The sequence below is a fragment of the Kitasatospora sp. NPDC097643 genome, assembly GCF_040302625.1.
Taxonomy (GTDB): domain Bacteria; phylum Actinomycetota; class Actinomycetes; order Streptomycetales; family Streptomycetaceae; genus Kitasatospora.
In genome coordinates, this window is sequence record NZ_JBEOSA010000013.1 from 23,838 (window position 1) to 49,124 (window position 25,287).

Consider the following 25,287-nt stretch of genomic DNA (forward strand, 5'->3'; position numbering starts at 1 on the left):
GTTCCACCTCCGCATGGACGACGGCTCCCTCACCATCCTCAACTGGGGCGAAGCAGGCGACCTCCCCGTCTCCGCCAACTTCGACGGCGGCAACGGCGCCCCCGCCGGCAACGTCGGCATCTGGCGCCCCTCCACCGCCCAGTTCCACCTCCGCAACGACGACGGCAGCAACACCGTCCTCGACTGGGGCCAGCCCAGGTAGCCCGCTACCGCACCGCCCGCAGCCGATCCGCGGCGGCCACCACGGCCGCCGCGTCGGCCTGCGCGGCGACCCGGGTGAACCAGGCGATCTCGGCGTCCAGGTCCAGGCCGTCCCCGCGCAGCCGGATCAGGCCGCCGAACTCGGGCGCGCCGCCCGCCAGTTCGGCCGTCACCGCGTAGCGCAGCAGGGCCGCCTCGACGGACGCCGCGAGCCGGTCGCCGGACAGCCCGGCGGCGCGCAGTTGCTCCTCGGCGGCGGCCGCGTGGGCCGCGGAGAGGTGCCCGTCCAACGCGAGCACGCTGTCCCGGATCTCGATCACCTGCCGGTACAGCCTCAGCCGGGGGTTGTTCCGCCGCAGCTCATCGGGCAGCGGCAGGACGACTTCCGGCGTCGCCGTCTGGAGCAGCCGCCAGAGCGGGCCGATCCGCCGGGCGTGCCGCTCGGCCGCGTTCTTCTGTCGCCGCTCCGCCAGGGCCGGCCAGACCACCGAGAGGGTGAACAGCAGCATGGTGGCGGCCAGCAGGACCTGGGTCGTCCCGGCCACCGCCGAGGGCTCGGCGTTCGTCCAGCGCAGGTAGCGGGTCGTCAGGAAGTAGAAGCGGTGCCCGAGGTAGGTCATGCCGAACAGCGAGGAGGCCCGCATCAGCCAGAGCGAGGTGCGCACCGGCCCTGGCGAGGCGTGCCGCCCGTGGATCCAGCACAGCACCGCCGAGGCGGTCAGCCCGATCGCGGTGTAGCCGGTGAGCACCGTCCAGTACAGGTAGCCCACCGTCGAAGCCTGGCTGTACGTCAGCAGGTCCACCTCGCCGTCCGGCCGGGGCATCACGGCGAAGGTCGCCGTGAGCGTGACGGCCGTGGCCGCCAGTCCGGCCAGGTTCAGCCGGGACGCCCGGCCCCGGGAGGACGCGGTCATCTCCCGGACGAACTCCAGGATGAGCGCCGACGCCACCAGCCCGGACAGGTGCACCAGCAGGTTGGTGCCGCTGGCGACCCCGAGCGCGGCGTCGATCACCCGCCGGACCGCCGGCACCCCGATCGTCATCGAGACCGCCCAGCTGGCCCACACGCCCCACAGCAGCCGGGTCCGCCGGGCTGCCGAGCGCAGTTTGCGCAGGCTCCACAGGGTGGGCAGCCAGACGGCCGGCAGCAGCACCAGGTCAACCGGTCGCATCGGGGCGCTCCCACTCGTAGGCGTCGGCGAAGGTCCCCATCACGAGGCTGAGCGCGTCGGCGGAGGCGCGCGACGCCCGGGGCAGCGCGGCCGGGGTGGTGTCGAAGTGCTGCCACATCAGCGAGGCGAGCAGTTCGGTCTCCTGCTCCTGGTCGGTCGTCGCCCGGGTGCGGCCCCGGGCCAGCAGCCGGGCGGCCATCGCCGGATCCAGGTCGGGGAAGAGCCGCAGCAGCCCCTCGCGGTCGAGCTCGTCGCTCTGGTGGTGGTCGAGCAGGATGTGGGCCAGCTCGTGCAGGACGATGTGCGCCTGGTGGGCGGGGCTCGTCCCGACCGCGTAGTGGACGTGGTCGACGTCGGCGAAGGCGATCCACACTCCGCAGACCCCCGAGCCACGGGTGTCCCCGTCGGACAGCGGGATCAGCCGTAACGGCCGTCCGCGCCGGCGGGCCACCGCGTCGGCCAGGTTCTCGATCGTGAACGGCCTCGGGACGTCCAACTGTCCGATCAGCTTGTCGCAGCGCGCCCTGAACCTGCGCCACTCCCGTTGGTCCATCCGCGCCCCCGCGTTCGCACAGCTCCCCCGCCGCACGGCCCCCGCCGCACGCCGCTCGCGGAGTCTATTCGAACGCCTGGGCCCCCTGGTCCGGCGTTCCCTCGCGCTCGGCCAGCCCGCTGCGCTCGACCAACGACCGCACGGTGTCCACGCCGTGGGTCGACATGGTCGCCACGGCCGCGGCCCGCAACGCCACCGACCGGACGTCGTTGGCCCGCATCGCCGCGATCAGCGCGAGCTGGGCCGCGACCCGGTCCGCCACCTCGTCGTCGATGAAGTACGCCTGCGGCACGCCGAAGAAGTCGCCCAGCGCGCGCAGCGTGCCGACCGTCGGGTTGCCGGCGCGGCCCTTGACCAGCGCCCACAGCCGCCCGGTCGAGAGCGTCGGGTCGCCGGGTCTCGCGGCCGCGCGGATCCCGTCCACCACCTCGTTCAGGGTGTAGCGCCGGCCGAGCGGCTGCACGTAGCCGAACAGGAACTCCAGCCGCTGCCCCAGCCGCCCCGCCTCCGGATCAGGCTGCCGCTCGGCTTCGGCCCCGGTCCCGTCCCGCTCGCTCATCCGCCCCTACGCCCTTTCGCCCGCCCGCCGGTGACCCACAGTATTCCCGAACGGCCGGTACCCGCACCGCCCGTACGGCGACGGCCCCGCACCCGGGTGTCGGGTGCGGGGCCGTCGGCGTACGGGCGGTCGCGGTCAGAGCAGGCCGAGGGCCGGCATCAGGTAGTAGAAGGCGAACACCGCCGCCACCGCGTACAGCGGCAGCGGGACGCTGCGGCCGCGGCCGGCGGCCAGCCGCAGCACGCAGAAGACGATGAAGCCGAAGCCGATGCCGTTGGTGATGCTGTAGGTGAAGGGCATCATCACGATGGTCAGGAAGGCCGGGATCGCGATGGTGTGGTCGGCCCAGTCGATCTCCTTGACCGAGTTCGCCAGGATCAGGAAGCCGACGGTGACCAGGGCCGGGGTGGCGGCCTGGGCGGGGACCATGGTGGCGAGCGGGGTGAGGAAGAGCGCCACCACGAAGAGCAGGCCGGTGACGATCGAGGCGAAGCCGGTGCGGGCGCCCTCGCCGACGCCCGCGGTGGACTCGACGAAGCAGGTGTTGGCGGAGGAGGAGGTCGCGCCGCCGGCCGCGGTGGCGATGCCGTCCACCATCAGGATCCGGTTGATGCCGGGCAGGTCGCCCTTCTCGTCGAGCAGGTGGGCCTCGTCGGCGACGCCGAGGATGGTGCCCATCGCGTCGAAGAAGCAGGACATCAGCACGGTGAAGACGAACAGCGCGCCGGTGAGCAGGCCGACCTTCTCGAAGCCGCCGAACAGGCTGACCTTGCCGACCAGGCCGAAGTCCGGGGCGGCGACCGGGTTGCCGGGCCACGCGGGGACGGTGAGGCCCCAGTTGAGCGCCGGGATGTCGGCGACCTTGTCGATCACCACGGCCAGCGCGGTGCTGGCCGCGATGCCGATCAGGATCGCGCCGGGCACCTTGCGGATGACCAGCACCAGGGTGAGCAGCAGGCCGGCCACGAAGACCAGCACCGGCCAGCCGAGCAGGTGGCCGCTGCCGCCGAGCTGCACCGGCACGGTGGTGTGGGCGGCGTCCGGGATGCGGCTGACGAAGCCGGAGTCGACCAGGCCGACCAGGGCGATGAACAGGCCGATGCCGATCGCGATGGCCTTGCGCAGGCCGAGCGGGACGGCGTTCATGACCCGCTCGCGCAGGCCGGTGGCGACCAGCAGCATGATCGCGAAACCGGCCAGCACGACCATGCCCATGGCGTCCGGCCAGGTCATCTTGGGCGCGAGCTGGAGCGCGACGATGGTGTTGACGCCGAGGCCGGCGGCGAGGCCGATCGGGACGTTGCCGATCACGCCCATCAGCAGGGTGGTGAGCCCCGCGGTGAGGGCGGTGGCGGTGACCAGCTGGGCGCTGTCCAGGTGGGTGCCGTTCAGGTCCGTGGCGCTCGCCAGGATGATCGGGTTGAGCACCAGGATGTAGGCCATCGTGAAGAAGGTGGCCACACCGCCGCGGATCTCACGCGACAGGGTGGAGCCCCGCTCGCTGATCCGGAAGAAGCGGTCGAGGGCGCCGGCGGGGGGCTTCGGCGCGGTGTCGGCGGGCTGGGGCGACTCGGTCGCCGTCTGGGCCACAGGCATGCGTGCGTCCTCTGGTGGGGGCGGAGGAGGGGGGTGACCGCCCGGGGCGACAGTGGCCGGACGGGAAACCCAAAGTATGGTTTCCCGATCGCACACACGCTATCTTCGCGCGTAGAATCCGCCGGACCCCCCGCGCACCGTACGCTAGGCCCCATGCCCAAGACCCCGCTGCACCCCTCCCCGCCTCCGCTGGAGGCCAACGACGTCGCCATCGTCGGCGGCGGCACGGTGCTGTGGTTCGTCGCTTTCCTGGCCCTGCTCCCGTTCCAGAGCACCCTCTCCGACCACGGCCACGGCACCTGGCCGTGGATCTGCCTGGCCGGCGGCCTGCTCGGCCTGATCGGCCTCTGGTACTGCCGGGCCCGCCGGGACGCCATCGCCCGCGGCCGCGCCACCGAGGCCGCGGCGGCCGCGCAGGCCGCCGCGCACCAGCCGGACGGAGACGGTCAGGACCCGGCCACCCGGTCGGACTGAACAGTCCGTCAGCAGCACGCACCGGACATGAGGCACCCGTAGAGTCGGTGCCATGACGCAGCCTGCCCACCCCGCGGAAGAACAGCCCGGCGACGGCAACGGCCCGGACGGTGCGCACCCCCTCGGGCTGCTGCCCGGCCGGCGGGGCGGACTGACCGCCGCCGAGGTGGCCGAGCGCGTCACCCGCGGACAGGTCAACGACGTCCCGGTGCGGTCCAGCCGCTCCGCCAAGGAGATCGTCCGGGCCAACGTCTTCACCCGCTTCAACGCGATCATCGGCGTGATGTTCGGGATCATCCTGGTCGTCGGCCCGATCCAGGACGGTCTGTTCGGTCTGGTCATCGTCGCCAACACGGCGATCGGCATCATCCAGGAGCTGCGTGCCAAGAAGACCCTGGACAGTCTGGCCCTGATCGGCGAGGCCCGCCCACAGGTCCGCCGGGACGGCGCCGTCCAGCAGATCGCCGTCGCCGAGATCGTGCTGGACGACACCGTGCTGCTCGGCATCGGTGACAAGGTGATCGTCGACGGCGAGGTCACCGAGGCGGACGGCCTGGAGATCGACGAGTCGCTGCTCACCGGCGAGCCCGACCCCGTCCTCAAGCAGCCCGGCGAGCAGGTGATGTCCGGCAGCTTCGTGGTGGCCGGCGCGGGCGCGTTCACCGCGACCAAGGTCGGCCGCGAGGCGTACGCGGCGCAACTGGCCGAGGAGGCCAGCCGGTTCACCCTGGTGAAGTCGGAGCTGCGCAGCGGCATCGACAGCATCCTGCGGTTCATCACCTACCTGTTGATCCCCACCGCGATCGGGCTGATCATCAGCCAGCTGGCGGTCGAGGGCCGGGACTGGCGCGAGGCGGTGCGCCGGATGGTGGCCGGCATCGTGCCGATGGTCCCCGAGGGGCTGGTGCTGCTGACCTCGGTCGCCTTCGCGATCGGCGTGGTCCGGCTCGGCCGCAAGCAGTGCCTGGTCCAGGAGCTGCCGGCGATCGAGGGGCTGGCCCGGGTCGACACCGTCTGCCTGGACAAGACCGGCACCCTCACCGAGGGCGGCATGGACGTCGTCGACCTGCGGGTGATCTCCAACGGCGCCCCCGGTACGCACGACCCGGCGACGATCAAGCACGCGCTCGGCGTGATGGCCGGCGCCGACGCCCGCCCCAACCCCTCCATGCAGGCCGTCATCGACGCGTACGGCAAGGGCGACGGCGGCGGCGACGGCTGGCGGGTGATCGAGGCCATGCCGTTCTCCTCCGCCCGCAAGTGGAGCGGCGTGCAGCTGCTGGAGCCGCAGGGCGGCGAGGCCTCCTGGCTGCTCGGCGCCCCCGACGTGCTGCTGCCCGCCGGCCACCCGGCACTCGCCGAGGTGGACGAGCTGGGCGCCAAGGGCCTTCGGGTGCTGCTGCTGGGCCGCACGCCCGTCCCGCTGGACTCCCCCGACCCGGCCGCCGGGCTCACCCCGCTCGCCCTGGTGGTGCTCCAGCAGCGGCTGCGCGAGGACGCCGCCGACACCCTGCGCTACTTCGCGGGGCAGCAGGTCCAGGCCAAGGTGATCTCCGGCGACGCGGCGGTCTCGGTCGGCGCGGTCGCCGGGCACCTCGGCCTGCCCGGCGCCGAACACCCGCTGGACGCCCGCACCCTGCCCGCCGAGCCGGACGCCCTCGCCGACGCCGCCGAGCGCACCACCGTCTTCGGCCGGGTCACCCCGCAGCAGAAGCGCCAGCTGGTCGGCGCGCTCCAGTCGCGCGGCCACACCGTGGCGATGACCGGCGACGGCGTCAACGACGTGCTCGCGCTCAAGGACGCCGACATCGGCGTCGCGATGGGCACCGGCAGCGACGCGACCAAGGCGGTCGCCCAGATCGTGCTGCTGAACGACTCCTTCGCCACCCTGCCGTCGGTGGTCGCCGAGGGCCGCCGGGTGATCGGCAACATCGAGCGGGTCGCCGGGCTGTTCCTGGTGAAGACGGTCTACTCGGTGCTGCTCGCCCTGCTGGTGATCATCACCCACTCGCCGTACCCGTTCCTGCCCCGGCACTCCACCGTGCTCTCCACGCTCACCATCGGCGTGCCGGCCTTCTTCCTGGCGCTGGCGCCCAACAACGAACGGGCCCGCACCGGCTTCGTGAAGCGGGTCCTGCGGCTCGCCGTCCCCGGCGGCGTCATCGCCGGCACCGGCACCTTCGTCGCCTACGCGCTGGCCCGCGCCAACCACTCCACCGACCTCAAGGCCGACACCAGCGTGGCCACCCTGACGCTGTTCCTGATCGCCATCTGGGTGCTGGCCATCGTCGCCCGGCCGTACAACTGGTGGCGCCTGCTGCTGATCGGCACCATGGGCGGCGCCTTCGCGCTGGTCCTGACCGTGCCACCGCTGTCCGACTTCTTCGAGCTCTCGCTGGCCGGCACCCGCGACCCGTGGATCGGCGTCGGCATCGCGGTGATCTGCGACGTCCTGCTGGAGATCGCCTGGCGCTTCATGAAGCGCCACGGGTACGAGTAGCGCTACCTCCGGCTCAAGCGACGGCGCGGGGCCGGCCGATCGCTCGACCGGCCCCGCGCCCGCCGAGTGCTCAGCCCTCGAAGTCCCGGGCGGCGGACAGCTCGTAGGCCCGGTCCGGCTCGCTGAGCGCGGCCAGCACCTCGAAGCGGCGGTGCCACTGCCCGACCGACCAGGCCAGGCCCGCCGCCAGGCCCTCCGGGGTGGCGGCGTGCAGCAGACCGGACACCGGCGGCACCTCGAACTCGTCGTCCTCGTCGGCGGCCTCGGCCGCGTCCGGGTCGTACGGCACCTCGGGGGTGTCCGCCCCGGTGTCCCAACGCCAGTCCACGGCGGCCTCGTTGCCGTCCGGGCCGACCACCAGCAGCTCCTCGTGCTCCTCGTAGGCGACCGGGCAGCCGGGCAGCAGTTCCCGCACCACCGCCGGGACCCGGTGCAGCGTGCCCTCGGAGAGCACCCGACCGCCGGCCACCTCACTGGCCAGCGAGACGTGCAGCCGCTCGGCGAGGTCCGCGGCCAGCGCCGGGGCGACCGGCAGCAGCGGGTACGGGTGCAGGAGCTGGACCAGGTCCGGGGCGTCCGCGACGACCGCCTCGGTGGCGTCCACGATCACCGTGCGGTCCGGGCGGCGCCCGGTGTCCGGGTCCAGCGGCGGCAACGCGCGCACCACGTCCAGCGGTTCGATCCGCTCGACCTCGATCCGGGCCAGCGCGCTGTGGATGCCGTGCAGTTGGCGGTGGCTCACCTCGGAGACCGGGTCGGCGAGCCGGTCCAGCACCTCGTCCGGGCCGTGCGGTTCGGCGAGCAGCGCGGCCAGCGTGGTGCGCACCCCGAGGGCGTGCAGGAACTGCTCGTCCAGCGTGGTCCGCGCCTCGTCGTAGAGGCCGCGCAGCAGCGGGTCCGCCCCGGCGGCCCGCAGCCCGGCGGGCTCCCGGCCGTCCAGCACCGGGTGGTCGCGCAGCCACCAGGCGGTGTACGGCGGCAGGTCGGCGTACGAGCCGTCCGGCAGCAGGGTGCGGACGGGATTGACCACGGCGTCCCGGTACGGCGGGCGGGCGAGTGCCGCCAGCGCCTGCGGCCAGGCGTCGTCGTCGACCAGGTCGAGGTCGCGGACGGCCAGCAGCTCGGCGGCCACCGGCGGGACGCCCGCGACCTCGTCGGCGTCGTCCGCGTGCAGCGCCTCCAGGGCGTCCTCGGCCCAGTCGGCCAGGCCGTCGGGCGCCTCGTCGATCAGCCCGGTGGGGTGGCCGCCGGCGGCGCGGTCGGCGGGGGCGGTCGGGTCGAGCCGCTCCAGGTCGTCCGGGTCCAGCACCACGTCCTCGGCCCGGACCAGCACGAAGTCGGCCAGCACGCCGACGGCGGTCAGCACCTCGGGGCCCCAGCGCTCCAGCAGCTCGTCGTCCACCCAGCCGGCGTCCTCCTCGCGGGCGAGCGCCGCGAACGGGCTACCGGGAAGCACCAGTTCACCTGCCCGGGCGGGCTCGCCCTCGTCGTCGAGCAGCGCCAGCCGGGCCAACCAGGGGTGCTCCCCGGCGGCCGGGGCGGCGGCCTTGACCAGGGACAGGACGGCGTCGGCGAGCTCCAGCGCGGCGTCGAGGTCCTCCTCGGCCAGCTGGTGGGAGCGGGCGACGGCGGCCCGCACCTCGGGGGTGTCCAGCACCCCGGCCGGGGTGGCGGTGCCCGCGCCGAGCTTGGCCAGCAGCGGGTGGGCCGCCTCCGGGTGCGCCAGCCGCAGGTCGAGCGCGGCCAGCGCGTCCGCCAGCGACTCCGGGTACCCGGGGAAGGCCGCCCAGTCGGCGTCGTCGGAGGGCAGCAGGACGCGGCGCGGCCCGGTCACCGTCCGGCCGTCGGCCAGCGGGACGGGCAGCGCGCCCAGCGCCTCCGGGTCGGCCGCGCCGAGCGCCGCGTACAGGTTGCGCCACCAGGCGGGCTCGCGGTCGAGGCCGCCGAGCTGGTCCACCACCTCGGCCAGCGGCACCCGGCGCACGTTCAGCACCCGCAGCTCGGAGCGGCGTTCCAGACCGGCCGGCAGCAGCCCGGGGAAGATCGGCGCCAGCGCCTCGACCACCGAGCCGTCCGCGCCCTCCAGCAGGGTCGCGTCCCGGGGCCGCAGCGCGGGCGTGCCCTCCTCGACCGGCGCCGGGTGCGGCAGGAACGGCGTGCCGGGCAGCCGGGACAGGATCGCCGCCCGCAGCGCGTTGTCCAGCGCGCCCTGGCCGAGCGGCCCGGGCACCAGGCCGAGCGAGCCGAGGTCGGCGCCGCGGGCGCGCAGCAGGTCGGCGTAGCTGTCGGCGGCGCGCTCGGTGAGGAAGTCGGCGAGCGGGCCGGGGGCGACGTGCCGTCGGGTGGAGTCCAGCGGGTAGCCGGCGATCAACAGCGCGGGCAGGCCGATCGGCTCGTCGCTCGGGGTGGGCGCGTGCAGCACCGGCTCGATGCCGGGCCGCTGCGGGGTGCCGTCCTCGGCGACCGGGACGGCCCAGGTCACCGTCCAGTACGGCCGGGCGCGCTCCTCCGTGGGGCGGTCGGCGAGCAGCGCGGCGTCCAGCCGGCCGGAGGCGCCGGCGGTCTGCCAGACGGTCTGGCGCAGCCGCCCGCCCGCGTCGTCGGTGACGGTGACCTCCGTGACGCCGTCCGGGCGCGGCTCGGCGGCGGTGCGGGTCAGCGTCCGGGTGCCCTCCGGGGTCTCCACGACGACCTCGGCGAGGCCGGGGAGGGTGAGCAGCAGCGCGTCGTCGATGCCGGTGAGCAGGCGGCGGGTCAGGTCCTCGGCGGCGGCGTCCCGCAGCGGCAGCACCACCACCGTGTCGTAGCCGGCCGGCGCCGGGCCCTCGGCCGCGAAGGGCAGCCGCAGCAGCGGCACGTGGCCGTCCCGGCGGCGCAGCTCCTCGGCCAGCGCGGGCTGTGCCTCGGCCAGCGACCGGGCCTCGCCGAGCGACCAGCGCACCCCGCCGGCGGCACCGAGCACGGCCGGTTCGTCGGTGACCGCGAGGACGGCGGCGAAGCCGACGCCGAACCGGCCGACGGTGGGCTGCTCCTCGCCGCGCTTGGAGGAGGCGCGCAGGGTGGACAGCGACTCCACCGCGGCGGCGTCCAGCGGGGCACCGGTGTTGGCGGCGGCGAGCACGCCGTCGGCGAGGGTCAGCCGCAGCCGGCCGGGGCCGTGTCCGGCCCGAACCGCCGCGTCGGCCGCGTTCTGCGCCAACTCGACCACCAACCGGTCACGGTAACCGCCGAGCGCCAGCTCCTCCTCGGCGTTGGCGTCCTCCCGGAACCGGGCCGGCGAGGCGGCCCAGGCGTCCAGCACCCGCCGGCGCAACGCGGCACTCCCGAAGGGGTCCGCGAGGTGCTCGTCCGTGCCGCTGCCGATGATCCGAGGTTCCACTGGACCTGCCGCCTTCCGCCGCCCTGTACTTCGTACGGGGGCATTCTTCCTTGCCCCGGGCCCCGCTTCCGACCGGGGCGGGTCCGCGGCTCCGGTCGGGTCGGCGCACCGGGGCCGACCTGGGCGGATCACGGCCGTGCCCCGAACGCCGCGGCCCGCCCCACCGGTTCGGTGGCGCGGGCCGCGGGGCGGTGCGGGTCAGGAGTGGCCGAGCTCCTCGGCCGGGGCGTCGGGCTCGACCGAGCCGGAGGCGCGGTCCGGGTGGAGCTGGAGCGGCTCGACCACCAGCTCGTCCAGGATCAGCTCGGACGGCGCCGGCGGGGCCGGGATCACGGCCGCCTCGGAGTGCCCGCCGCAGCCGTACGCGAAGGAGACGATCTGGCCGTCGGCCGGGCCGAACTCGTTGCCGCACACGCCGAAGGCCTGCCCGAGCGAGCCGCCGATCGGGATCAGGAAGCCGCAGGTGTTGCAGTTCGCCGGAGCGGCCTGCGCCATCGGGGTCTGCGGGCCGTGCGACTTCTCCCAGCGGTCGGCGGCCAGGTGCAGACCGAGCCGGGAGAGCACCCGGCTGCGGCCCATGCCGAGCTCCTCGGCGACGGCGCCGATCTGGGCGCGGGCCGGGGCGGGCTGGACGTGCGGGTCGGTGACGACCACGTCCTCCTCGGCGGCGAGGGCCACCACGGAGTTCGGCGCGGGCTCGTCCTCGCCGCTCCAGCCCGGCTCCAGGCGAAGGTCGTCGGCGTCGGTGGGCAGCAGGTCGCCGGGGCCCATGTCGCCGGGGCGCAGCCGCTCGCTCCACGGCACCCACTCGGGGGCGAGGACGGCGTCGGGGCCGGGCAGCAGCACGACCTCGTCCAGGGTGACGTTCTTGGCGCGCGGGGCGCGGGCAACGGTCACCGCCCAGTGCCAGCCGCGGTAGGCGGCGTCCAGGCACTCGAAGGTGTGGGTGACGACGCGGTCGGCATCCGCCTGGGCGCCGAGGTGTGCCCCGACGGCCTCCGCTCCGACAGCCTCCTCGGCTGCCTGGCGGGCGAGTTCGACGGCCTCGGCACAGAGCCGATCGGGGGTACGGCTTCGCATCGCAGCACTCACGGCGTCGATTCTCTCCCAGTTCTTCTGTCGCCCACGGCGTGTTGCCTGTTCGTCGCGGCTCGGTAGTCCCTCGTCCATTCTGCGCGACCGGGGGCCGCCGCGGGTACCGGCCGCGCCGCTCGTCCGGGCCTGCCGGCGCCCCGGCGCCCGGCGGGCGGACCCTGGGCAGGCTACCCGTCGGTCGGCTCCCCGGCACAGTCCGGGGCCGCGACGGCCCTCCCGGAGGCCGCGCCGAGCGAAGCGGAATCCCGCGTCACCGTGGCGAATCTGGGGCAGGATGGGCTTGTGGCGGACGAGAACCCGTCGCAGCACGCACTGCGCGCCTCGCAGGCCGGCAGCCCCGACGAGGCGAACGCCGTGCCGCGACAGCAGCCTCCGGTCCTCGCTGCGGGCGAACCGCAGCCGGTGGACGATCCCGAGGCGCCCGCCCTCGCCGTGAGCCTGGTCAAGACGGACGTCCCGACGGACCTCGCGGCCGGGGCCACGACCGATGCCGCGACGACCGTCCCGACGGACCTGCGCTCCGGTGCCGGAATCGCCGCCACGGCCGTCGAGGAGGCCGTCCACAGCCGACACCTCACCGCCCTCGACGAGGACCTGGAGGAGGAGGCCGCCGGGCCGCACCGCCACTTCCTGGTCCGCACCGCCTCCGCCGCGGGCGTCCGCACCGGCCGGGTGGTGCACGGCACCGGCCGCCGGATCCGCAAGGCCACCTCCGCCGAGGGCGCGGGCGAGTCCGGCCTGGCCAAGCTGATCGAGCTGCACGCGCTGAACTCCTTCGGCGACATGCTGATCACCATCGCGCTGGCCTCCACCATCTTCTTCTCCGTCCCCACCGGCGAGGCCCGCGGCCGGGTGGCGCTCTACCTGCTGATCACGATGGCCCCGTTCGCCGTGCTGGCCCCGGTGATCGGCCCGCTGCTGGACCGGCTGCCGCACGGCCGCCGGGCGGCCATCGCGATGTCGATGCTGGCCCGGGCGGTGCTGGCCTGGACGATGGCCGGGGTGATCGCGGGCGGCGGCATCGCGCTGTACCCGGAGGCGCTGGGCGTGCTGGTGGCGTCCAAGGCGTACGGGGTGGTGCGCAGCGTCGTGGTGCCGCGGCTGCTGCCGAGCCGGATGTCGCTGGTGAAGGCGAACTCCCGGGTCACCCTGGCCGGGCTGCTGGCCACCGGGGTGGCCGCCGCGGTGGGCGGGCTGCTGCACCTGATCGGGCCGGGCTGGCCGTTGCGCGGGGCGTTCCTGGTGTTCGTGATCGGCACCCTGATGGCCTTCCACCTGCCGCACGAGGTGGACTCGGCGAAGGGCGAGCAGCGGGCGGTGCTGCACGCCGAGGTGCACGGCGAGTCGGCTCCCCCGCCGGGTGCGAAGGCGCCGAAGGCCTCGCTGCGCACGGTCGGCCCGTCGGTGATCCTGGCGCTGCGGGCGATGTCGGCGCTGCGCTGGCTGGTGGGCTTCCTGGTGATGTTCCTGGCGTTCCTGCTCCGGGAGGAGCCGATCGGCGGGCTGCGGCCGACGCTGGCGCTGGGCCTGGTGGCGCTGGCGGCGGGGACGGGCAACGCGCTGGGTTCGGTGCTGGGCTCCTGGCTGCGCACCCGGGGCCCGGAGGCGACGGTCACCGCGATGCTGCTGCTGGCCACCTGTGCCACCGCGGCGGCCGCGCTCTGGTACGGCGCGGTGACGGTGGTCCTGGTGGCCGGGGTGTCCGGGGTGGCGGCCTCGCTGGGCAAGCTGGCGCTGGACGCGCTGATCCAGCGGGACGTCCCGGAGGCGGTGCGGACCTCGGCGTTCGCCCGTTCGGAGACCCTGTTGCAGCTGTCCTGGGTGGCCGGTGGCGCGGTGGGCATCCTGCTGCCGCTGAACGGCGTGCTGGGGCTCTCGGTGGCCGCCGCGGTGCTCGGGGTGGTGCTGCTGTGGACGGTCCGCACGCTCTTCCGGGTGGGCCTGCGGGGGCGCCCGACGGCGCCCCGGGTGGCCTGAACCCGGCGGTGTCCGGCCCAGCGGCCGGGCAGGACGGGGCGGGACGGGGGCAGGACGGGGGCAGGACGGGGGCGGGGCACAACACGCGGTGGCCGACCCCCGCGTAGCGTGATCGGCGAAGCCCGGTAGATTCTGACGCATGAGCCTCAATTCCCGTGTCATCGCCGCCCTCGGCGCCGTCGTCGTGGTCGGCGCCGCCACGGTCGGCACGTCCGTCGCCATCGCCAGCGACCAGACCGAGCACAGCTCGCACCGCGCCACCCTGACGGTCGGCAACTCCTCCATCGCGGCGGACCCGCTCTGCTTCAACGGCGGCTCCGCGATCACCGAGGACCTCCAGCAGGAGTGCCAGGACAAGGCCACCCAGGCCCTCAAGGACGGCACCCTGCCGACCTCGGACGTCGTGGTGAGCGACCGGATCGGCGTCGGCGTGACCCCGAACGTGGGCGACACGGGCTGGTGGGCCTTCACCAACGGCGGCGCCTCGGCCGGCGGCCAGGGCGGCCGCTACAGCCTGATGAACTACGCCAAGGGCACCACCTTCTCCGGCAGCCAGTCGGCCGGCAAGGCGCTGAACGGCTCCGGCAAGACGCTGGTCACCGTGGTCGAGGGCGACAAGAACTCGGACAACCCGATCGCCGTCTGGTACTTCCAGCTGAACACCCAGGACAGCTGACGGTTCCGCGATGACCGCGCGCGCCGTCGCCCCCGCCGGGGAGCACGCACGCAGCGAGCAGCCGGGCCCCGCGCGGGCCCGGCTGCTCGTCGTGGTCGCGGTGCCCGCCGAGGCCGAGGCCGTCCTGCGCGGCCTGCCCGGCGGGGCCGCGGCGCGGCCGCTGCCCGGCGGCGGGCTGCACCGCTGCCAGGCCGCCCCGGTGGACGTCCTGGCCGGCGGGGTCGGTCCGGCCGCCGCCGCGGCCGCCGCCTCGGCCGCGCTCGCCGCGCACCGCTACGGCCTGGTGGTCTCGGCCGGGATCGCCGGCGGCTTCGCCCCGCACGCGCCGGTCGGCGCCACCGTGGTCGCCGACGCGATCCTCGCCGCCGACCTGGGCGCCGACACCCCCGAGGGTTTCGCCGACGTCACCGAGCTCGGCTTCGGCACCGTCCGGCACACCCCTCCCCCGGCCGCCGTCGCGCTGGCCGCGAAGGCCCTGGGTACCCTGGGCGCCGTCACCGGTCCGGTGCTGACCGTCTCCACCGTCACCGGCAGCGCCGAACGGGCCGCCGCGCTGGCCGCCCGCCACCCGGGCGCCGCCGCCGAGGCGATGGAGGGCTTCGGCGTCGCCGAGGCCGCCGCCCGGCACGGCGTGCCGGTGCTCGAACTGCGGACGGTGTCCAACCCGGTGGGCCCGCGCGACCGGGCCGCCTGGCGGATCGGCGAGGCACTGGCCGCCCTGGAGCGGGCCTTCGCCGCGCTGCCCGTCCCCGAACTGATCGAGGAGGCCGGCCGTGGCTGAACGGCTCAGCATCGCGTACTCGCCCTGCCCGAACGACACCTTCGTCTTCCACGCCTGGGCGCACGGCCTGGTGCCCGGCGCGGACGCGCCCGAGGTGACCTTCGCGGACATCGACGTCACCAACGGGATGGCCGAGCGCGGCGAACTGGACGTCCTGAAGATCAGCTACGGCGCACTGCCCTGGGTGCTGGACGAGTACACCCTGCTGCCCTGCGGCGGCGCGCTCGGGCGCGGCTGCGGCCCGCTGGTGCTGACCCGGCCCGGCAACGGCAGCCCGGCGGACCTCGCCGGGAAGACGGTGGCGGTGCCGTCCGAGCGGTCCACCGCCTACCTGCTGTTCCGGCTCTGGGCCGCCACGGCGGTGCCCGGCGGCTTCGGCGAGATCGTCGTCCTGCCGTTCCACGAGATCATGCCCGCGGTCCGGGACGGCCGGGTGGACGCCGGCCTGGTGATCCACGAGGCCCGCTTCACCTACCAGCAGTACGGGCTGCACAGCCTGGCCGACATGGGCGAGGCCTGGGAGGCGGAGACCGGCCTGCCGATCCCGCTCGGCGCGATCGTCGCCAAGCGCTCGCTGGGCGCCGAGCGGCTGCGCGCGCTCACCGACACCGTCCGCGCCTCCGTCCGACAGGCCTGGGCCGACCCCGCGGCCAGCCGGGACTACGTGCTGGCGCACGCCCAGGAGATGGACCCGGACGTCGCGCAGCAGCACATCGGTCTGTACGTCACCGAGTTCACCGAGGACCTCGGCGCGGAGGGCTACGCGGCCGTCCGCGCGCTGCTCACCCGGGCCGCCGCGGAGGGGCTGGTGCCCCCGCTCGACCCGGGTGCGCTCGCGTTCTAGGGCCTGTCTGACAATTCGCGCCGGATCAGCGCGCGGCGTTGGGCGCCCGGCTGGGCGGGCCGGCGAAGCGGCCTCGTACTGGGTCGTACTTGGGCGTTTCGCCGGTGCGTCCAGGCGGGATGCCCGGCGTCGCGCGCCCGGCGGGAATTGTCAGACAGGCCCTAACGCTCGGCCTCAGACGTCGAACTGGTCGGCCACCGCGCGCAGCAGGCCGGCCAGCTTCTGGCCGGTCGGCTTGGCCGGGTAGCGGCCGTGCTGGAGGCCCGGCAGCACCGCGTCCAGGGTGGTGATCAGGTCCTGGACGATCGGCGCCATGTCGTCGGCGCTCTTGCGCTGGGCGGCCGCCACCGACGGCAGCGCGTCCAGCAGCTGCACGGCCATCGCCTGATCGCCGCGGTGGCCGGCCACCACGCCGAACTCGACCCGCTGGCCCGGCTTCAGCGCGGTGACACCGGTGGGCAGCGCCTTGGTGTGGACGAAGACGTCGCCGCCGTCGTCGCGCGACAGGAAGCCGAAGCCCTTCGTCTCGTTGAACCACTTGACCTGGCCGGTGGGCATCTCGAACAGTCCTCGAATGGGTGTGAGGGATCCCGGCCCTGGCCGGGGATCACTGGGTGGTGGGAAGGTGCGGCCGACCTCGGCTCGGCGCCCGCGGGCGCTCATGGTCAGCACGCTGTCAGGAGCAGACTAACGGTCCGTCACTGCCTCATCCGCGTTCCGCGAGGGTTCCGCGCTCCGGGGCACGTTCCGGGCGGTACGGACGCGGCGGTCTCGCGGTCAGGGGTGATCCGGTACTGGCGCGGCCTGGGCGCGACTCGGCGCATTCCATCGGCTCACACCCCCGGGTCCAAGGACGCGGGGCGCACCTGTCGCGCCCCTCGGCACCCCCTGCATACCCCCGCCCAGCAGGGATCAAAACGTTCAGCTCCCGGGAAACTGCGCAACGTGACCGACCCGCTCCGGTGGCAGGGCCCGGCCGGTGCTCTGCCAGACTGGAGGCGCCCCAGCCCAACCCCGGAGGAGCGAGCAGACGTGAGCAGCCAGAGCGCCGACCGCGGCGACGTGTACGTCAAGGCCGGAGCCGTCGTCTTCGGTCTGGGCGCGCTCGCCACCCTGGTCACCTTCGTCCCGCTGTTCCTGCACCTGACGCCGCTGCCGACGGCCGCGTACTGGCTGAGCATGCTGATGCCGGCGGGCTTCCTGCTCGCGCTCACCGGCCTGTACGTGAACGCGCGGGACCAGCGCCGCCGACTGGAGTCCGCGGAGGCCGTGGGGTCCTAGCCGGCCAGGTGCCCGGCCAGCCAGGCCGGGAAGGCGGTGAGGTCCGCCAGCACCACGTCCGCCCCGGCCGCCCGCAGCTGGGCCTGGTCGTACGGGCCGGTGGCCACGCCGACCGCGACGGCCCCCGCGGACCGGGCGCCCCGGACGTCGCCGAGGTGGTCGCCGACGTACACGGTGGCGCCGTGCTCGCGCAGCGCCTCGCCCTTGGTCTCCGCCCACAGGTCGCCGACCAGGGCGTCCGCGTGCAGCCCGGCGTGCTCCAGGTGGAGGCGGGCGTTCGGCTCGTACTTGCCGGTGATCACCGCGACCCGGCCGCCGTGGGCGCGGACCGCCTCGACGGCGGCGTGCGCGCCCGGGAGGGCGACGGTCGGGGCGAAGGCGTGCTCGCGGTAGAGCGTGCGGTAGCGGTCGGCGATCTCGTCCAGCCGCTCCGCCGGGAACCAGTTGCGCAGCTCGTCCAGGAGCGGCGGGCCGAGCCTGGTCACCACCAGGTCCGCGTCGACGAAGGTGCCGGTCTCCGCCGAGAGCGCCCGGTAGGTGGCGTGGATGCCCGGCCGGGTGTCCAGCAGGGTCATGTCGAGGTCGAAGCCGACGGTGAGCGGGGCGGTGCGGAGCGCGGGCATGCGGCCAGGCTATCCAACGGCGGGCGGGCCGGACGAGGGGATTCGCCCCGGCCCCGCGGAGGCGGGTGGGCGGCGCGCTCGGGGTGGCACTTAACGGCAATTCAGGTGCCAGCTCGGACATAATCGACGCGCCCCCGAAGCCTCGCCGCCTGAGGACGGACCGCCGATGCACCGGATCACCCGCCGCTCCCTCCTCACCGGTGCCGGCGCCGCCGCGCTGGCGGCCTGCACCACCCGGCGCCCGGCCCCGCTCACGGTGGACAGCGTCGGCGCGGGCGTCACCGCCTCGCCGACCCCGGTGCCGCCGGTCACCGTGAACACCGCCACCGGGCCGGTGCTGGTGCCCGGCGAGCCGCTGCGGGTGGTGGTCCTGGACACCGACGCCCTCGACTCGGCGCTCACCCTCGGCATCACCCCGGTCGGCGCCGCGCTGCCCGCCGGGGACAGCGGCTTCCCCGACTACTGGCCGGCCTCCCGGACGGCCGGCATCCGCCCGGTCGGCCCGGCCGGCGCACCCGACCTGGCCGCGGTGCGGGCCCTGCGGCCGGACCTCATCCTGTCCAACCAGGCCCGCGACGGCGACCGCTACGAGCAGCTGCGCGAGCTCGCGCCGACCGTCCTCACCCAGACCAGCGGGGCCCCCTGGAAGGCGGACTTCCAGCTGCACGCCCGGGCGCTGAACCGGGAGGAGGCCGCGGCGGCCTTCGTCGGCTCGTACCAGCGGCACGTCAACCAGGTGACGCAGGCGCTGTCCGCCGCGAAGCTCTCGGGGCGGAAGGTCAGCCTGGTCCGGTTCGTGGAGGGCGGCGGGATCCGGCTGTACGGGCGACAGAGCTTCCCGGGGACCGTCCTGGCGGATGCCCAGGTCGCCCGGCCGGACGCGCAGAACGTCGACCACTCCGACGTCGAGATCCCGCCGGACCAGCTCGCCAAGGCGGACGGGGACCTGCTGCTGTACGCGACCTACGGCGATCCGGCGCGGGCGGGCACCACCGCGGTGCTGGCCGGCCCGGCCTGGCAGACGCTGAGCGCGGTGAAGGCGCACCGGGCGTTCCCGGTGGACGACCAGCTGTGGTTCCAGGGCATCGGGTACACCGGGGCCAACTTCATGCTGGACGAGTTGCAGCGCTTCCTCGGGGCGTAGCGGGCGCTCTGCGCGGTCCGCCCGACCGCGTCCTACCGGCCGCTCAGGGACTGGCGCAGCCGGGAGTGCAGCAGGCGGACGGCGGGCGCGGGCCGGTCGCGGTGGGCGGCCAGGCCCAGGCGGGCACGGACGGCGGCGTCGACGATCGGGACGGCCCGGAAGGCCGCTCCGGGCGCGGCGGAGGGGGTGAGGACGGCGACCCCGGCGCCGCGTTCGGTGAGGTGGAGGAGGGTCGCCGGGGAGCTGGCGTTGATGTCGACGCGCGGCTCCAGGCCGAGGCCGAGGCAGGAGCGCTCGTAGGCGGCGCGCAGGCCCGTCCCCGGGGAGAGGCAGAGGATCTTCTCGGCGGACAGGTCGGCGAGGCGGACGGACGGGCGGTCGAGGCGGTGGCCGACCGGGACGACGGCGACGATCGGCTCGTCGACCAGGATGACGGTGTCCAGCCCGGGGTCGGGCTCGCCGGCGAAGCCGATCAGGGCGAGGTCGAGGTCCCGGGCCAGCACCCGGGCCTGGAGCAACCGGGAGTCGTCCTCGTGGAGGGAGAGTTCGATCCCGGGGTGGGTGCGGCCGAGCTCGGCGACCACGTCGAGGAAGCCGGGGATCGAGCAGCCCATGATCATCCCGAGCCGGACCCGGCCCCGGACGGCGTCGGCGAACTCGGCGGCGGTGTGCTGGATGGCTTCGAGGGTGTGCAGGGCGTCCTTGGCCAGCGGGAGGATCGCCTCGCCGGCCGGGGTGAGCCGGATCCGGCGGTTCGAGCGGTCGAGCAGCCGCTGACCCAGCTCGCGTTCGAGCTTGGCGACCTGCGTGCTGATGCCGGACTGGCTCACGTGCAGGCGGGCCGCGGCGGCGGTGAAGGAGCCCTCGTCGACGACGGCGGCGAGGTAGCGCAGCTGGTGCATCTCCATAACTGCGGATGATAGCTGGCATCTGATCCATCTGTTGGACGGATCGTCAGCTTCGGGCGGACCATGGAGACATGACGACGACGAAGACCGTGCGCGAGATTTCCGAGACCTACTTCACCGCCTGGCAGGCGGGCGACTTCGAGACGCTGCGCGAGCTGCTGGCGGAGGACGTCGACTTCGTGGGTGCGCTGGGCACCGCCTCGGGGGTGGAGGAGGCCCTGGCCGGGCTCAAGGGCCTCGGGCGGGTGCTGGAGAAGATCGAGGTGCACGCGCGGGTGGTCGAGGGCGACGACGTGATCACCTGGTTCGACCTGCACACCAGCATCGCGCCGCCGGCGGCCACGGCGAACTGGAGCCACGTGGAGAACGGGAGGATCACCCGGATCCGGGTGACCTTCGACCCGCGCGAGCTGCTGGCGGCGATGGGTCGCTGAGCGGGAGCTCGACGGGGGCAGGAGGGCCGTGATCGCCGGAAGGCGGTCGCGGCCCTCCCCGGTTACCGGAACAGCTCGCCCAGGTGGTGGGTGAGGATGGCCAGTGCGGCCTCGCCGTTCCGCTGCCCGCCGAGGACGCTCGACCCGAGGCCGTTGACCATCGCGAGCAGCCCGGCGGCCGCCATTCCGGCGTCCCGGCCGGCGTCGATCTCCCCGGCCGCCTGCGCCGCGCGGAGCTGCTCGGCGAGGAAGCCCTCCAGCAGTTCGGGCTGCTGGACCACCTTGCCCATCACCTCGGGGTCGCTGAGCACCAGCGTGTAGTACGCGGTGTACGTCCGCGTGATCCGGCGGCTCTCCGGGTCGGTCGGCAGGATGCTCGTCAGGATCGCGGTGACGACGCGGCGGGGCGTGGGCGGGCTGCCGGCCTCGGCGATGAACCGCTCCATCCGGGCCTGGAGTTGGGTGCCGAGCCGGGCGAAGGCGTCCAGCAGCAGGCCTTCCTTCGTCGTGAAGTAGTACTGCACCAGCCGCAGCGACACGCCCGCCTCCGTGGCGACCGCCCGCATGCTGGCCGACTGCAGGCCCTCGGTGTCGGCGATGCGCAACAGCGCCTCGGCGATCTGCCGCCGCCGTTCCTCGTGGTCCACCTTCGCGGTCACGCGCCCGTCCTCCCGCTCTCCTGGTACACCCGTATCATGCCTGTGATACACATGTACCATGCGAATCAGCGAGTTCCGGAACACCACGGCCGAAGACCGCTTCCGCGCCGCCTACCAGCACGCCCTGACGCAGCTCTGGCCCGGGCCGAGGACCGCGCTCGACGTACCCACGGCCTTCGGCGCCACCCGCGTCTACCGCACCGGGCCCGCCGAGGGGCGGCCGATCGTCCTGCTGCCCGGTTCCGGCGGCAACGCATTGATGTGGCACCGGTACGTCGACGCGCTCGCCGCGCACCACCCCGTGATCGCCGTCGACACCCTCGGCGAACCCGGCGCGAGCGTGCAGACCGCGCCCGTCCGCGACGGCCGCGACGGCGCCGCCTGGCTCGACGAACTCCTCACCGCCCTCGACGCACCGGCCGCCCACCTGGTCGGCTGCTCCTACGGCGGGTGGCTCGCCCTGCACCACCAGCTCCACCACCCGGGCCGCGCCGACGACACCCTCACCCTGCTCGACCCGGCCGGGCTCGCCGACGTCGGCCGGCGCTTCTACACCTGGCTCATCGCCGGCGGCCTCGCCGCCCTGGCCCCGCGCGCCCTCCGGCCCCGGCTGGCCCGGCGGGTCGGCAACAGCGCCATCCTCGAGACCGAGCTGATGACCCTCGTCCGCGTCGGCATGGGCTTCCGCCGCGCCCTCCCGCCGGCCACCACCCTCACCGACGACGAACTCCGCCGCCTCACCACCCCCGCCCTCTTCCTGCTCGGCGCCCGCAGTGCCCTGCACGACTCCGCCGAGGCCGCCGCCCGGCTCCACCGCCTCGCCCCCACCGCGCGGGTCGAGCTCGTCCCCGACGCCGGCCACGCCCTCCCCACCGACAACCCGGACCTGGCCATCGCCCGCATCCTCACCATGGCCGCCGGGCAGGCCGGTTGAGCGCACCACCCCGGTCCGCAAAAAGGCTCAGGGCCGTCGGACCGGGGTGGTCCGACGGCCCTGTTCGGCCGGTTCACCGGTCAGGCCTTGTTGAAGGTGTTCTTGGCCCAGAGGTAGGAGAGCACGGCGATGCCGGCGCACCAGGCGGCGGCGATGGCGCCGCTGTTGCCGATCGGGGTGCCGAGCAGGAGGCCGCGCAGGGTCTCCATGATCGGGGTGAAGGGCTGGTACTCGGCGAACCAGCGGATGGCGGTGGGCATGGAGTCGGTGGGGACGAAGCCGCTGCCGAGGAAGGGCAGCAGGATCAGCGGCATCGGGGCGTTGCTGGCGGCCTCGGGGGTCGGGGACTTCATGCCGAGGGCGACCGCCAGCCAGGTGATGGCCACCACGAACAGGGTGAGCAGTCCGGCGGCGGCGAGCCACTCGACGGCCGTGGCGGTCGGGTGGAAGCCGATCCCGAGGGCGACGCCGATGACGACGGCCATGCCGAGCAGCTGCTGGATGACGCTGCCGACCACGTGGCCGGTGAGCACCGAGGAGCGGGAGATCCGCATGGTGCGGAAGCGGGCGATGATGCCTTCGGTCATGTCGCTGGCGACCATGACGGCGGTTCCGGTCGCGGCGGTGGCGGCCGCCATGAGCAGGATGCCGGGGACGACGTAGTCGACGTACTCGTCACGGCCGCCGCCGAGGCCGGCGCCGAGGGTGCCGCCGAAGACGTAGACGAACAGGAGCAGGAGGATGACGGGCGTCGCGACCAGCTGCACGGTCATGGACGGGTAGCGGACCAGGCGCTTGAGCTGACGCCGGATCATGGTCGAGGAGTCGCGGACGGCGAGGCTGACGGTGCTCATCGGGTGGTCTCCTTCTGCTGCTGGCCGGTGAGGGTGAGGAAGACGTCGTCGAGGTCGGGGGTGTGGACGCTCATGTCCGCGACGTCGATGGCGCGTTCGTCCAGGAGGTTGAGCAGTTCGCGGATCGTGCGGACGCCGCCGTCGCTCGGCACCTGGAGGGTGAGCGCCTCCGTGTCGGCGATCCCGGCGCCGAAGAGCCGGCGGGCCGCGTCCAGCAGCCGCTGGTCGGCGAAGGTGAACGTGATGTGGCCGCCGGGGATGAGCCGCTTGAGCTCCTCGGCGGTGCCCTCGGCGATCAGCCGCCCGTGGTCCAGGAGCGCGATGCGGTCGGCGAGTTCGTCGGCCTCCTCCAGGTACTGGGTGGTGAGGAAGATGGTGACGCCGCTCGCGACGAGCTCCCGGACGATCTGCCACATGGAGCGGCGGCTGCGCGGGTCGAGGCCGGTGGTGGGCTCGTCCAGGAAGATCAGACGGGGGTCGCCGACCAGGGTCATCGCCAGGTCGAGCCGGCGCTGCATGCCGCCGGAGTAGGTGCCGGCCGGCTTCCGGGCCGCCTCCACCAGGTCGAAGCGGTCGAGCAGTTCGGCGGCCTTCCGCCTGCCGTCCCGGCGGGACAGGTGCTTGAGGTCGGCCATGAGGAGCAGGTTCTCCTCGCCGGTGAGCAGCTTGTCGACCGCCGAGTACTGGCCGGTGACGCCGATCGCGCCGCGCACGTCGTCCGGCCGGCGGGCCAGGTCGTGTCCGGCCACCTGGACGGTGCCGCCGTCGGCCGTGATCAGGGTGGACAGGATCTGGACGGTGGTGGTCTTGCCGGCGCCGTTCGGGCCGAGCAGGGAGAAGATCGTCCCTTCCGGGACGGTCAGGTCGACGCCGTCCAGGACGACCTTGTCGCCGTAGGACTTGCGCAGTCCGTTCGCCGCGATGGCCAGGTTGGTCATGGTGCTGCTCCTCAGGGGCTCCGGTCGGGGACTGCGGGTCAGAGGCTGCGGGCGGTGATGTCGCCGTAGGAGGTGCTCGCGTGGATGGTCAGCTCGGCGGCGGCGCCCTCGCTGTTCCTGAGCGCGTTGTGGATCCGGCCGTAGGAGGTGCCGGCGTCCAGGGAGGCGGAGACGCCGTGGGCGGCGACGACCGACACCTCGCCGGCCTCGGTGCGCAGGGTGACCGTGCCGCGGACCGCCTCGGCGATGCGGATGTCGCCCTTCTGGGTGCTGATCCGGGCGGAGCCGCCCAGTCGGCCGACCGAGACGTCGCCGGCCAGGAGGCTGAGGCGGGCACCGTCGGTCTCGTCGAGCTCGATCGAACCGTGCGCGCTCTCGACGGCGACCTCGCCGAGCCGGCCGACGCCCCGGAACTCGGCGCTGGCCAGCTTCGCGTCCACCCGAGAGCCGGCGGGCAGCTCGACGGTCACCTCGACGGATCCGGAGGGGCCGAGCAACTGGTGCTTCGCCGCTGCGGCCTCGATCCGCAGGACGCCGCCGTCGTAGGAGACCTCGAACTGCTCGGCCGCCTTCACGTCGCGGCTCTTCGAGGCGTCCGCGGGCCGGATCTCGACCGTGGTGACGGCCTGGTCGCCGGCGACGAGCCGGACGCGCCCCGCGGGGATGTCGAGGACGGCGGCGACCGGGGTGGGGGTGTCGAACTTCTGCATCGTGCGCTCCTTGTCCTGGGCCGGAGTACCGGGCCGGGCGCCTTGCGCACCCGCCGTTTCCGACATTGGAAAAGCTACGTTGCTTTCCAATGTGTGGCAACAGGTTCGTTGCACAGGAGGTGCATTTGCGCAGGTGGGAGCCTATAAATCGTTGCAACTGGTGGGAATCTAATGCAACGTCAGCCGCCCGCCCGTTGCAATGGATTGAAGATGAACGCTATAGTGGGGGCATCAGGGACCACAAAGGAGGCTGTGATGCCGGGAGGCAGGCTCACCCAGCAGGAACGCCAGCAGATCGCACTGGGCCTGGCCGAGGACCTGCCCTACGCGGAGATCGCCAGGCGGCTCGAACGTCCGACCTCGACCGTCACCCGCGAGGTGATGCGCAACGGTGGCCCCACCGGCTACCGGGCCGACCTCGCCCACCGGGCCACCGAACGTCGAGCGCACCGGCGCAGGCCGACCGCGCCACCGGGGCCGGAGGCGGCCGCGCAGGCGCACGGGCCGGACACCGACGCCGTGCGCGAGTACGAGGAGATGTTCACCACCGTCCTCATGCAGTCGGGCCTGCCCAAGATGATGTCCCGCGTCCTGGTCTGCCTCTACACCACCAACGCGCGCAGCGTCACCGCGGCCGAACTCGTCCAGCGCCTCCAGGTCAGCCCGGCGTCCGTCTCCAAGGCGATCGCCCTGCTGGAGGCCCAGGGGCTGGTCCGCCGGGAACGCGACGAACGCCGCCGCGACCGCTACATCGTCGACGACGACGTCTGGTACCAGTCCATGCTGGCCAGCGCCCGCGCCAACGCCCAGTTGGTCGACGCCGCCCGCCAGGGCGTCGCCGTCCTCGGCCCCGACACCCTGGCCGCGGCCCGGCTGGAGAACATCGCCCGCTTCCTCGACTTCGTCTCCGAGAGCATCACCCGCGCCGCGGAACAGGCTCGCGACGTGCTCTCCACGAGGCCCGAAGCGCACTCGGACGCCGGGGTCTGACCTGC

25 protein-coding genes are annotated in these 25,287 nt (G+C 74.2%); 12 read left to right on the plus strand and 13 right to left on the minus strand.

Translation table 11 applies throughout. From position 1 onward, the window contains the following. The coding region (locus ABTY15_RS11535; protein WP_350580204.1) for a hypothetical protein at nucleotides 1-202 on the plus strand (202 nt) is incomplete at its 5' end. 4 nt (nucleotides 203-206) lie between these two features. Here ABTY15_RS11535 and ABTY15_RS11540 read toward each other — a convergent pair. The 4 genes from ABTY15_RS11540 to ABTY15_RS11555 form a co-directional block, all read right to left on the minus strand. Next, entirely contained in the window at nucleotides 207-1,373 is a 1,167-nt protein-coding gene (locus tag ABTY15_RS11540; RefSeq protein ID WP_350580206.1) for an MAB_1171c family putative transporter, read from the minus strand. Next, entirely contained in the window at nucleotides 1,360-1,926 is a 567-nt protein-coding gene (locus ABTY15_RS11545; protein ID WP_350580210.1) for a hypothetical protein, read from the minus strand. Before ABTY15_RS11545 ends, ABTY15_RS11540 begins: the two co-directional genes overlap by 14 nt. Nucleotides 1,927-1,990: 64 nt before the next feature. Next, the gene (locus tag ABTY15_RS11550) at nucleotides 1,991-2,485 is read right to left on the minus strand and encodes a hypothetical protein (protein WP_350580212.1); all 495 of its coding nucleotides are present in this window, start codon (nucleotides 2,483-2,485) and stop codon (nucleotides 1,991-1,993) included. A gap of 135 nt (nucleotides 2,486-2,620) precedes the next feature. Further along, a complete protein-coding gene (locus tag ABTY15_RS11555; RefSeq protein ID WP_350580214.1) occupies nucleotides 2,621-4,081 on the minus strand; it encodes an NCS2 family permease in 1,461 nt (486 codons plus the stop codon). A gap of 153 nt (nucleotides 4,082-4,234) precedes the next feature. On the opposite strand from ABTY15_RS11555, the gene ABTY15_RS11560 reads away from it, so the two are divergent. Together ABTY15_RS11560 and ABTY15_RS11565 are read left to right on the plus strand one after the other, a co-directional pair. Next, complete coding sequence (locus ABTY15_RS11560; RefSeq protein WP_350580218.1) at nucleotides 4,235-4,555, plus strand: DUF2530 domain-containing protein; 321 nt, start codon at nucleotides 4,235-4,237, stop codon at nucleotides 4,553-4,555. 52 nt (nucleotides 4,556-4,607) lie between these two features. Continuing rightward, on the plus strand, nucleotides 4,608-7,055 hold the full coding sequence (locus ABTY15_RS11565) for an HAD-IC family P-type ATPase (protein WP_350580224.1): 2,448 nt from the start codon (nucleotides 4,608-4,610) through the stop codon (nucleotides 7,053-7,055). A 70-nt stretch (nucleotides 7,056-7,125) separates the two neighbouring features. Here the strand turns inward: ABTY15_RS11565 and ABTY15_RS11570 are convergent, their stop codons facing one another. Together ABTY15_RS11570 and ABTY15_RS11575 are read right to left on the minus strand one after the other, a co-directional pair. Beyond that, entirely contained in the window at nucleotides 7,126-10,434 is a 3,309-nt protein-coding gene (locus tag ABTY15_RS11570) for a sacsin N-terminal ATP-binding-like domain-containing protein (protein ID WP_350580227.1), read from the minus strand. Nucleotides 10,435-10,632: 198 nt separating this feature from the next. Further along, a complete protein-coding gene (locus ABTY15_RS11575; RefSeq protein WP_350580551.1) occupies nucleotides 10,633-11,514 on the minus strand; it encodes a DUF3027 domain-containing protein in 882 nt (293 codons plus the stop codon). A 609-nt stretch (nucleotides 11,515-12,123) separates the two neighbouring features. On the opposite strand from ABTY15_RS11575, the gene ABTY15_RS11580 reads away from it, so the two are divergent. The 4 genes from ABTY15_RS11580 to ABTY15_RS11595 all read left to right on the plus strand — a co-directional run bounded on the left by ABTY15_RS11580 (nucleotide 12,124) and on the right by ABTY15_RS11595 (nucleotide 15,807). Beyond that, complete coding sequence (locus ABTY15_RS11580; RefSeq protein WP_502893483.1) at nucleotides 12,124-13,506, plus strand: MFS transporter; 1,383 nt, start codon at nucleotides 12,124-12,126, stop codon at nucleotides 13,504-13,506. Between the two features lie 139 nt (nucleotides 13,507-13,645). Then, complete coding sequence (locus ABTY15_RS11585) at nucleotides 13,646-14,182, plus strand: hypothetical protein (protein ID WP_350580231.1); 537 nt, start codon at nucleotides 13,646-13,648, stop codon at nucleotides 14,180-14,182. Between the two features lie 10 nt (nucleotides 14,183-14,192). Continuing rightward, a complete protein-coding gene (locus ABTY15_RS11590) occupies nucleotides 14,193-14,963 on the plus strand; it encodes a futalosine hydrolase (protein WP_350580235.1) in 771 nt (256 codons plus the stop codon). After that, a complete protein-coding gene (locus ABTY15_RS11595; RefSeq protein WP_350580237.1) occupies nucleotides 14,956-15,807 on the plus strand; it encodes a 1,4-dihydroxy-6-naphtoate synthase in 852 nt (283 codons plus the stop codon). Before ABTY15_RS11590 ends, ABTY15_RS11595 begins: the two co-directional genes overlap by 8 nt. 174 nt (nucleotides 15,808-15,981) lie before the next feature. On the opposite strand, the gene ABTY15_RS11600 is transcribed toward ABTY15_RS11595, so the two are convergent. After that, nucleotides 15,982-16,365, minus strand: a complete 384-nt coding sequence (locus tag ABTY15_RS11600) for a cold-shock protein (protein WP_350580240.1) — start codon at nucleotides 16,363-16,365, stop codon at nucleotides 15,982-15,984. Between the two features lie 474 nt (nucleotides 16,366-16,839). On the opposite strand from ABTY15_RS11600, the gene ABTY15_RS11605 reads away from it, so the two are divergent. Further along, a complete protein-coding gene (locus tag ABTY15_RS11605) occupies nucleotides 16,840-17,088 on the plus strand; it encodes a hypothetical protein (RefSeq protein ID WP_350580246.1) in 249 nt (82 codons plus the stop codon). On the opposite strand, the gene ABTY15_RS11610 is transcribed toward ABTY15_RS11605, so the two are convergent. After that, a complete protein-coding gene (locus tag ABTY15_RS11610; protein WP_350580248.1) occupies nucleotides 17,085-17,711 on the minus strand; it encodes an HAD family hydrolase in 627 nt (208 codons plus the stop codon). The genes ABTY15_RS11605 and ABTY15_RS11610 overlap by 4 nt on opposite strands. A 166-nt stretch (nucleotides 17,712-17,877) precedes the next feature. Between ABTY15_RS11610 and ABTY15_RS11615 the strand changes: the two genes are divergently transcribed. Continuing rightward, a complete protein-coding gene (locus ABTY15_RS11615) occupies nucleotides 17,878-18,855 on the plus strand; it encodes an ABC transporter substrate-binding protein (RefSeq protein WP_350580250.1) in 978 nt (325 codons plus the stop codon). A gap of 32 nt (nucleotides 18,856-18,887) precedes the next feature. Here ABTY15_RS11615 and ABTY15_RS11620 read toward each other — a convergent pair whose 3' ends face one another. Next, nucleotides 18,888-19,763 carry a LysR family transcriptional regulator gene (locus ABTY15_RS11620; RefSeq protein WP_350580252.1) on the minus strand — a complete coding sequence of 292 codons (876 nt, stop codon included), beginning with the start codon at nucleotides 19,761-19,763 and terminating at the stop codon, nucleotides 18,888-18,890. A 71-nt stretch (nucleotides 19,764-19,834) separates the two neighbouring features. Here ABTY15_RS11620 and ABTY15_RS11625 point away from each other — a divergent pair, with 71 nt between their 5' ends. Next, nucleotides 19,835-20,197, plus strand: coding sequence for a nuclear transport factor 2 family protein (locus tag ABTY15_RS11625; RefSeq protein WP_350580255.1), 363 nt, complete (start codon nucleotides 19,835-19,837; stop codon nucleotides 20,195-20,197). A 62-nt stretch (nucleotides 20,198-20,259) separates the two neighbouring features. Here ABTY15_RS11625 and ABTY15_RS11630 read toward each other — a convergent pair whose 3' ends face one another. After that, a complete protein-coding gene (locus ABTY15_RS11630) occupies nucleotides 20,260-20,856 on the minus strand; it encodes a TetR/AcrR family transcriptional regulator (RefSeq protein WP_350580257.1) in 597 nt (198 codons plus the stop codon). A 58-nt stretch (nucleotides 20,857-20,914) separates the two neighbouring features. Between ABTY15_RS11630 and ABTY15_RS11635 the strand changes: the two genes are divergently transcribed. Then, on the plus strand, nucleotides 20,915-21,790 hold the full coding sequence (locus tag ABTY15_RS11635; RefSeq protein WP_350580259.1) for an alpha/beta fold hydrolase: 876 nt from the start codon (nucleotides 20,915-20,917) through the stop codon (nucleotides 21,788-21,790). 80 nt (nucleotides 21,791-21,870) lie between these two features. On the opposite strand, the gene ABTY15_RS11640 is transcribed toward ABTY15_RS11635, so the two are convergent. The 3 genes from ABTY15_RS11640 to ABTY15_RS11650 are packed head-to-tail and all read right to left on the minus strand — an operon-like array spanning nucleotide 21,871 to nucleotide 24,292. Next, nucleotides 21,871-22,644, minus strand: a complete 774-nt coding sequence (locus tag ABTY15_RS11640) for an ABC transporter permease (RefSeq protein ID WP_350580261.1) — start codon at nucleotides 22,642-22,644, stop codon at nucleotides 21,871-21,873. Then, nucleotides 22,641-23,582: an ATP-binding cassette domain-containing protein gene (locus ABTY15_RS11645; protein ID WP_350580263.1), complete on the minus strand. Its 942-nt coding sequence runs from the start codon at nucleotides 23,580-23,582 to the stop codon at nucleotides 22,641-22,643. The genes ABTY15_RS11640 and ABTY15_RS11645 overlap by 4 nt, the downstream gene beginning before the upstream one ends. 38 nt (nucleotides 23,583-23,620) lie before the next feature. After that, nucleotides 23,621-24,292, minus strand: coding sequence for a DUF4097 family beta strand repeat-containing protein (locus ABTY15_RS11650; protein ID WP_350580265.1), 672 nt, complete (start codon nucleotides 24,290-24,292; stop codon nucleotides 23,621-23,623). A 255-nt stretch (nucleotides 24,293-24,547) separates the two neighbouring features. Here ABTY15_RS11650 and ABTY15_RS11655 point away from each other — a divergent pair, with 255 nt between their 5' ends. After that, a complete protein-coding gene (locus ABTY15_RS11655; RefSeq protein ID WP_350580267.1) occupies nucleotides 24,548-25,282 on the plus strand; it encodes a helix-turn-helix domain-containing protein in 735 nt (244 codons plus the stop codon). The last annotated feature ends 5 nt before the right edge of the window (nucleotides 25,283-25,287 follow it).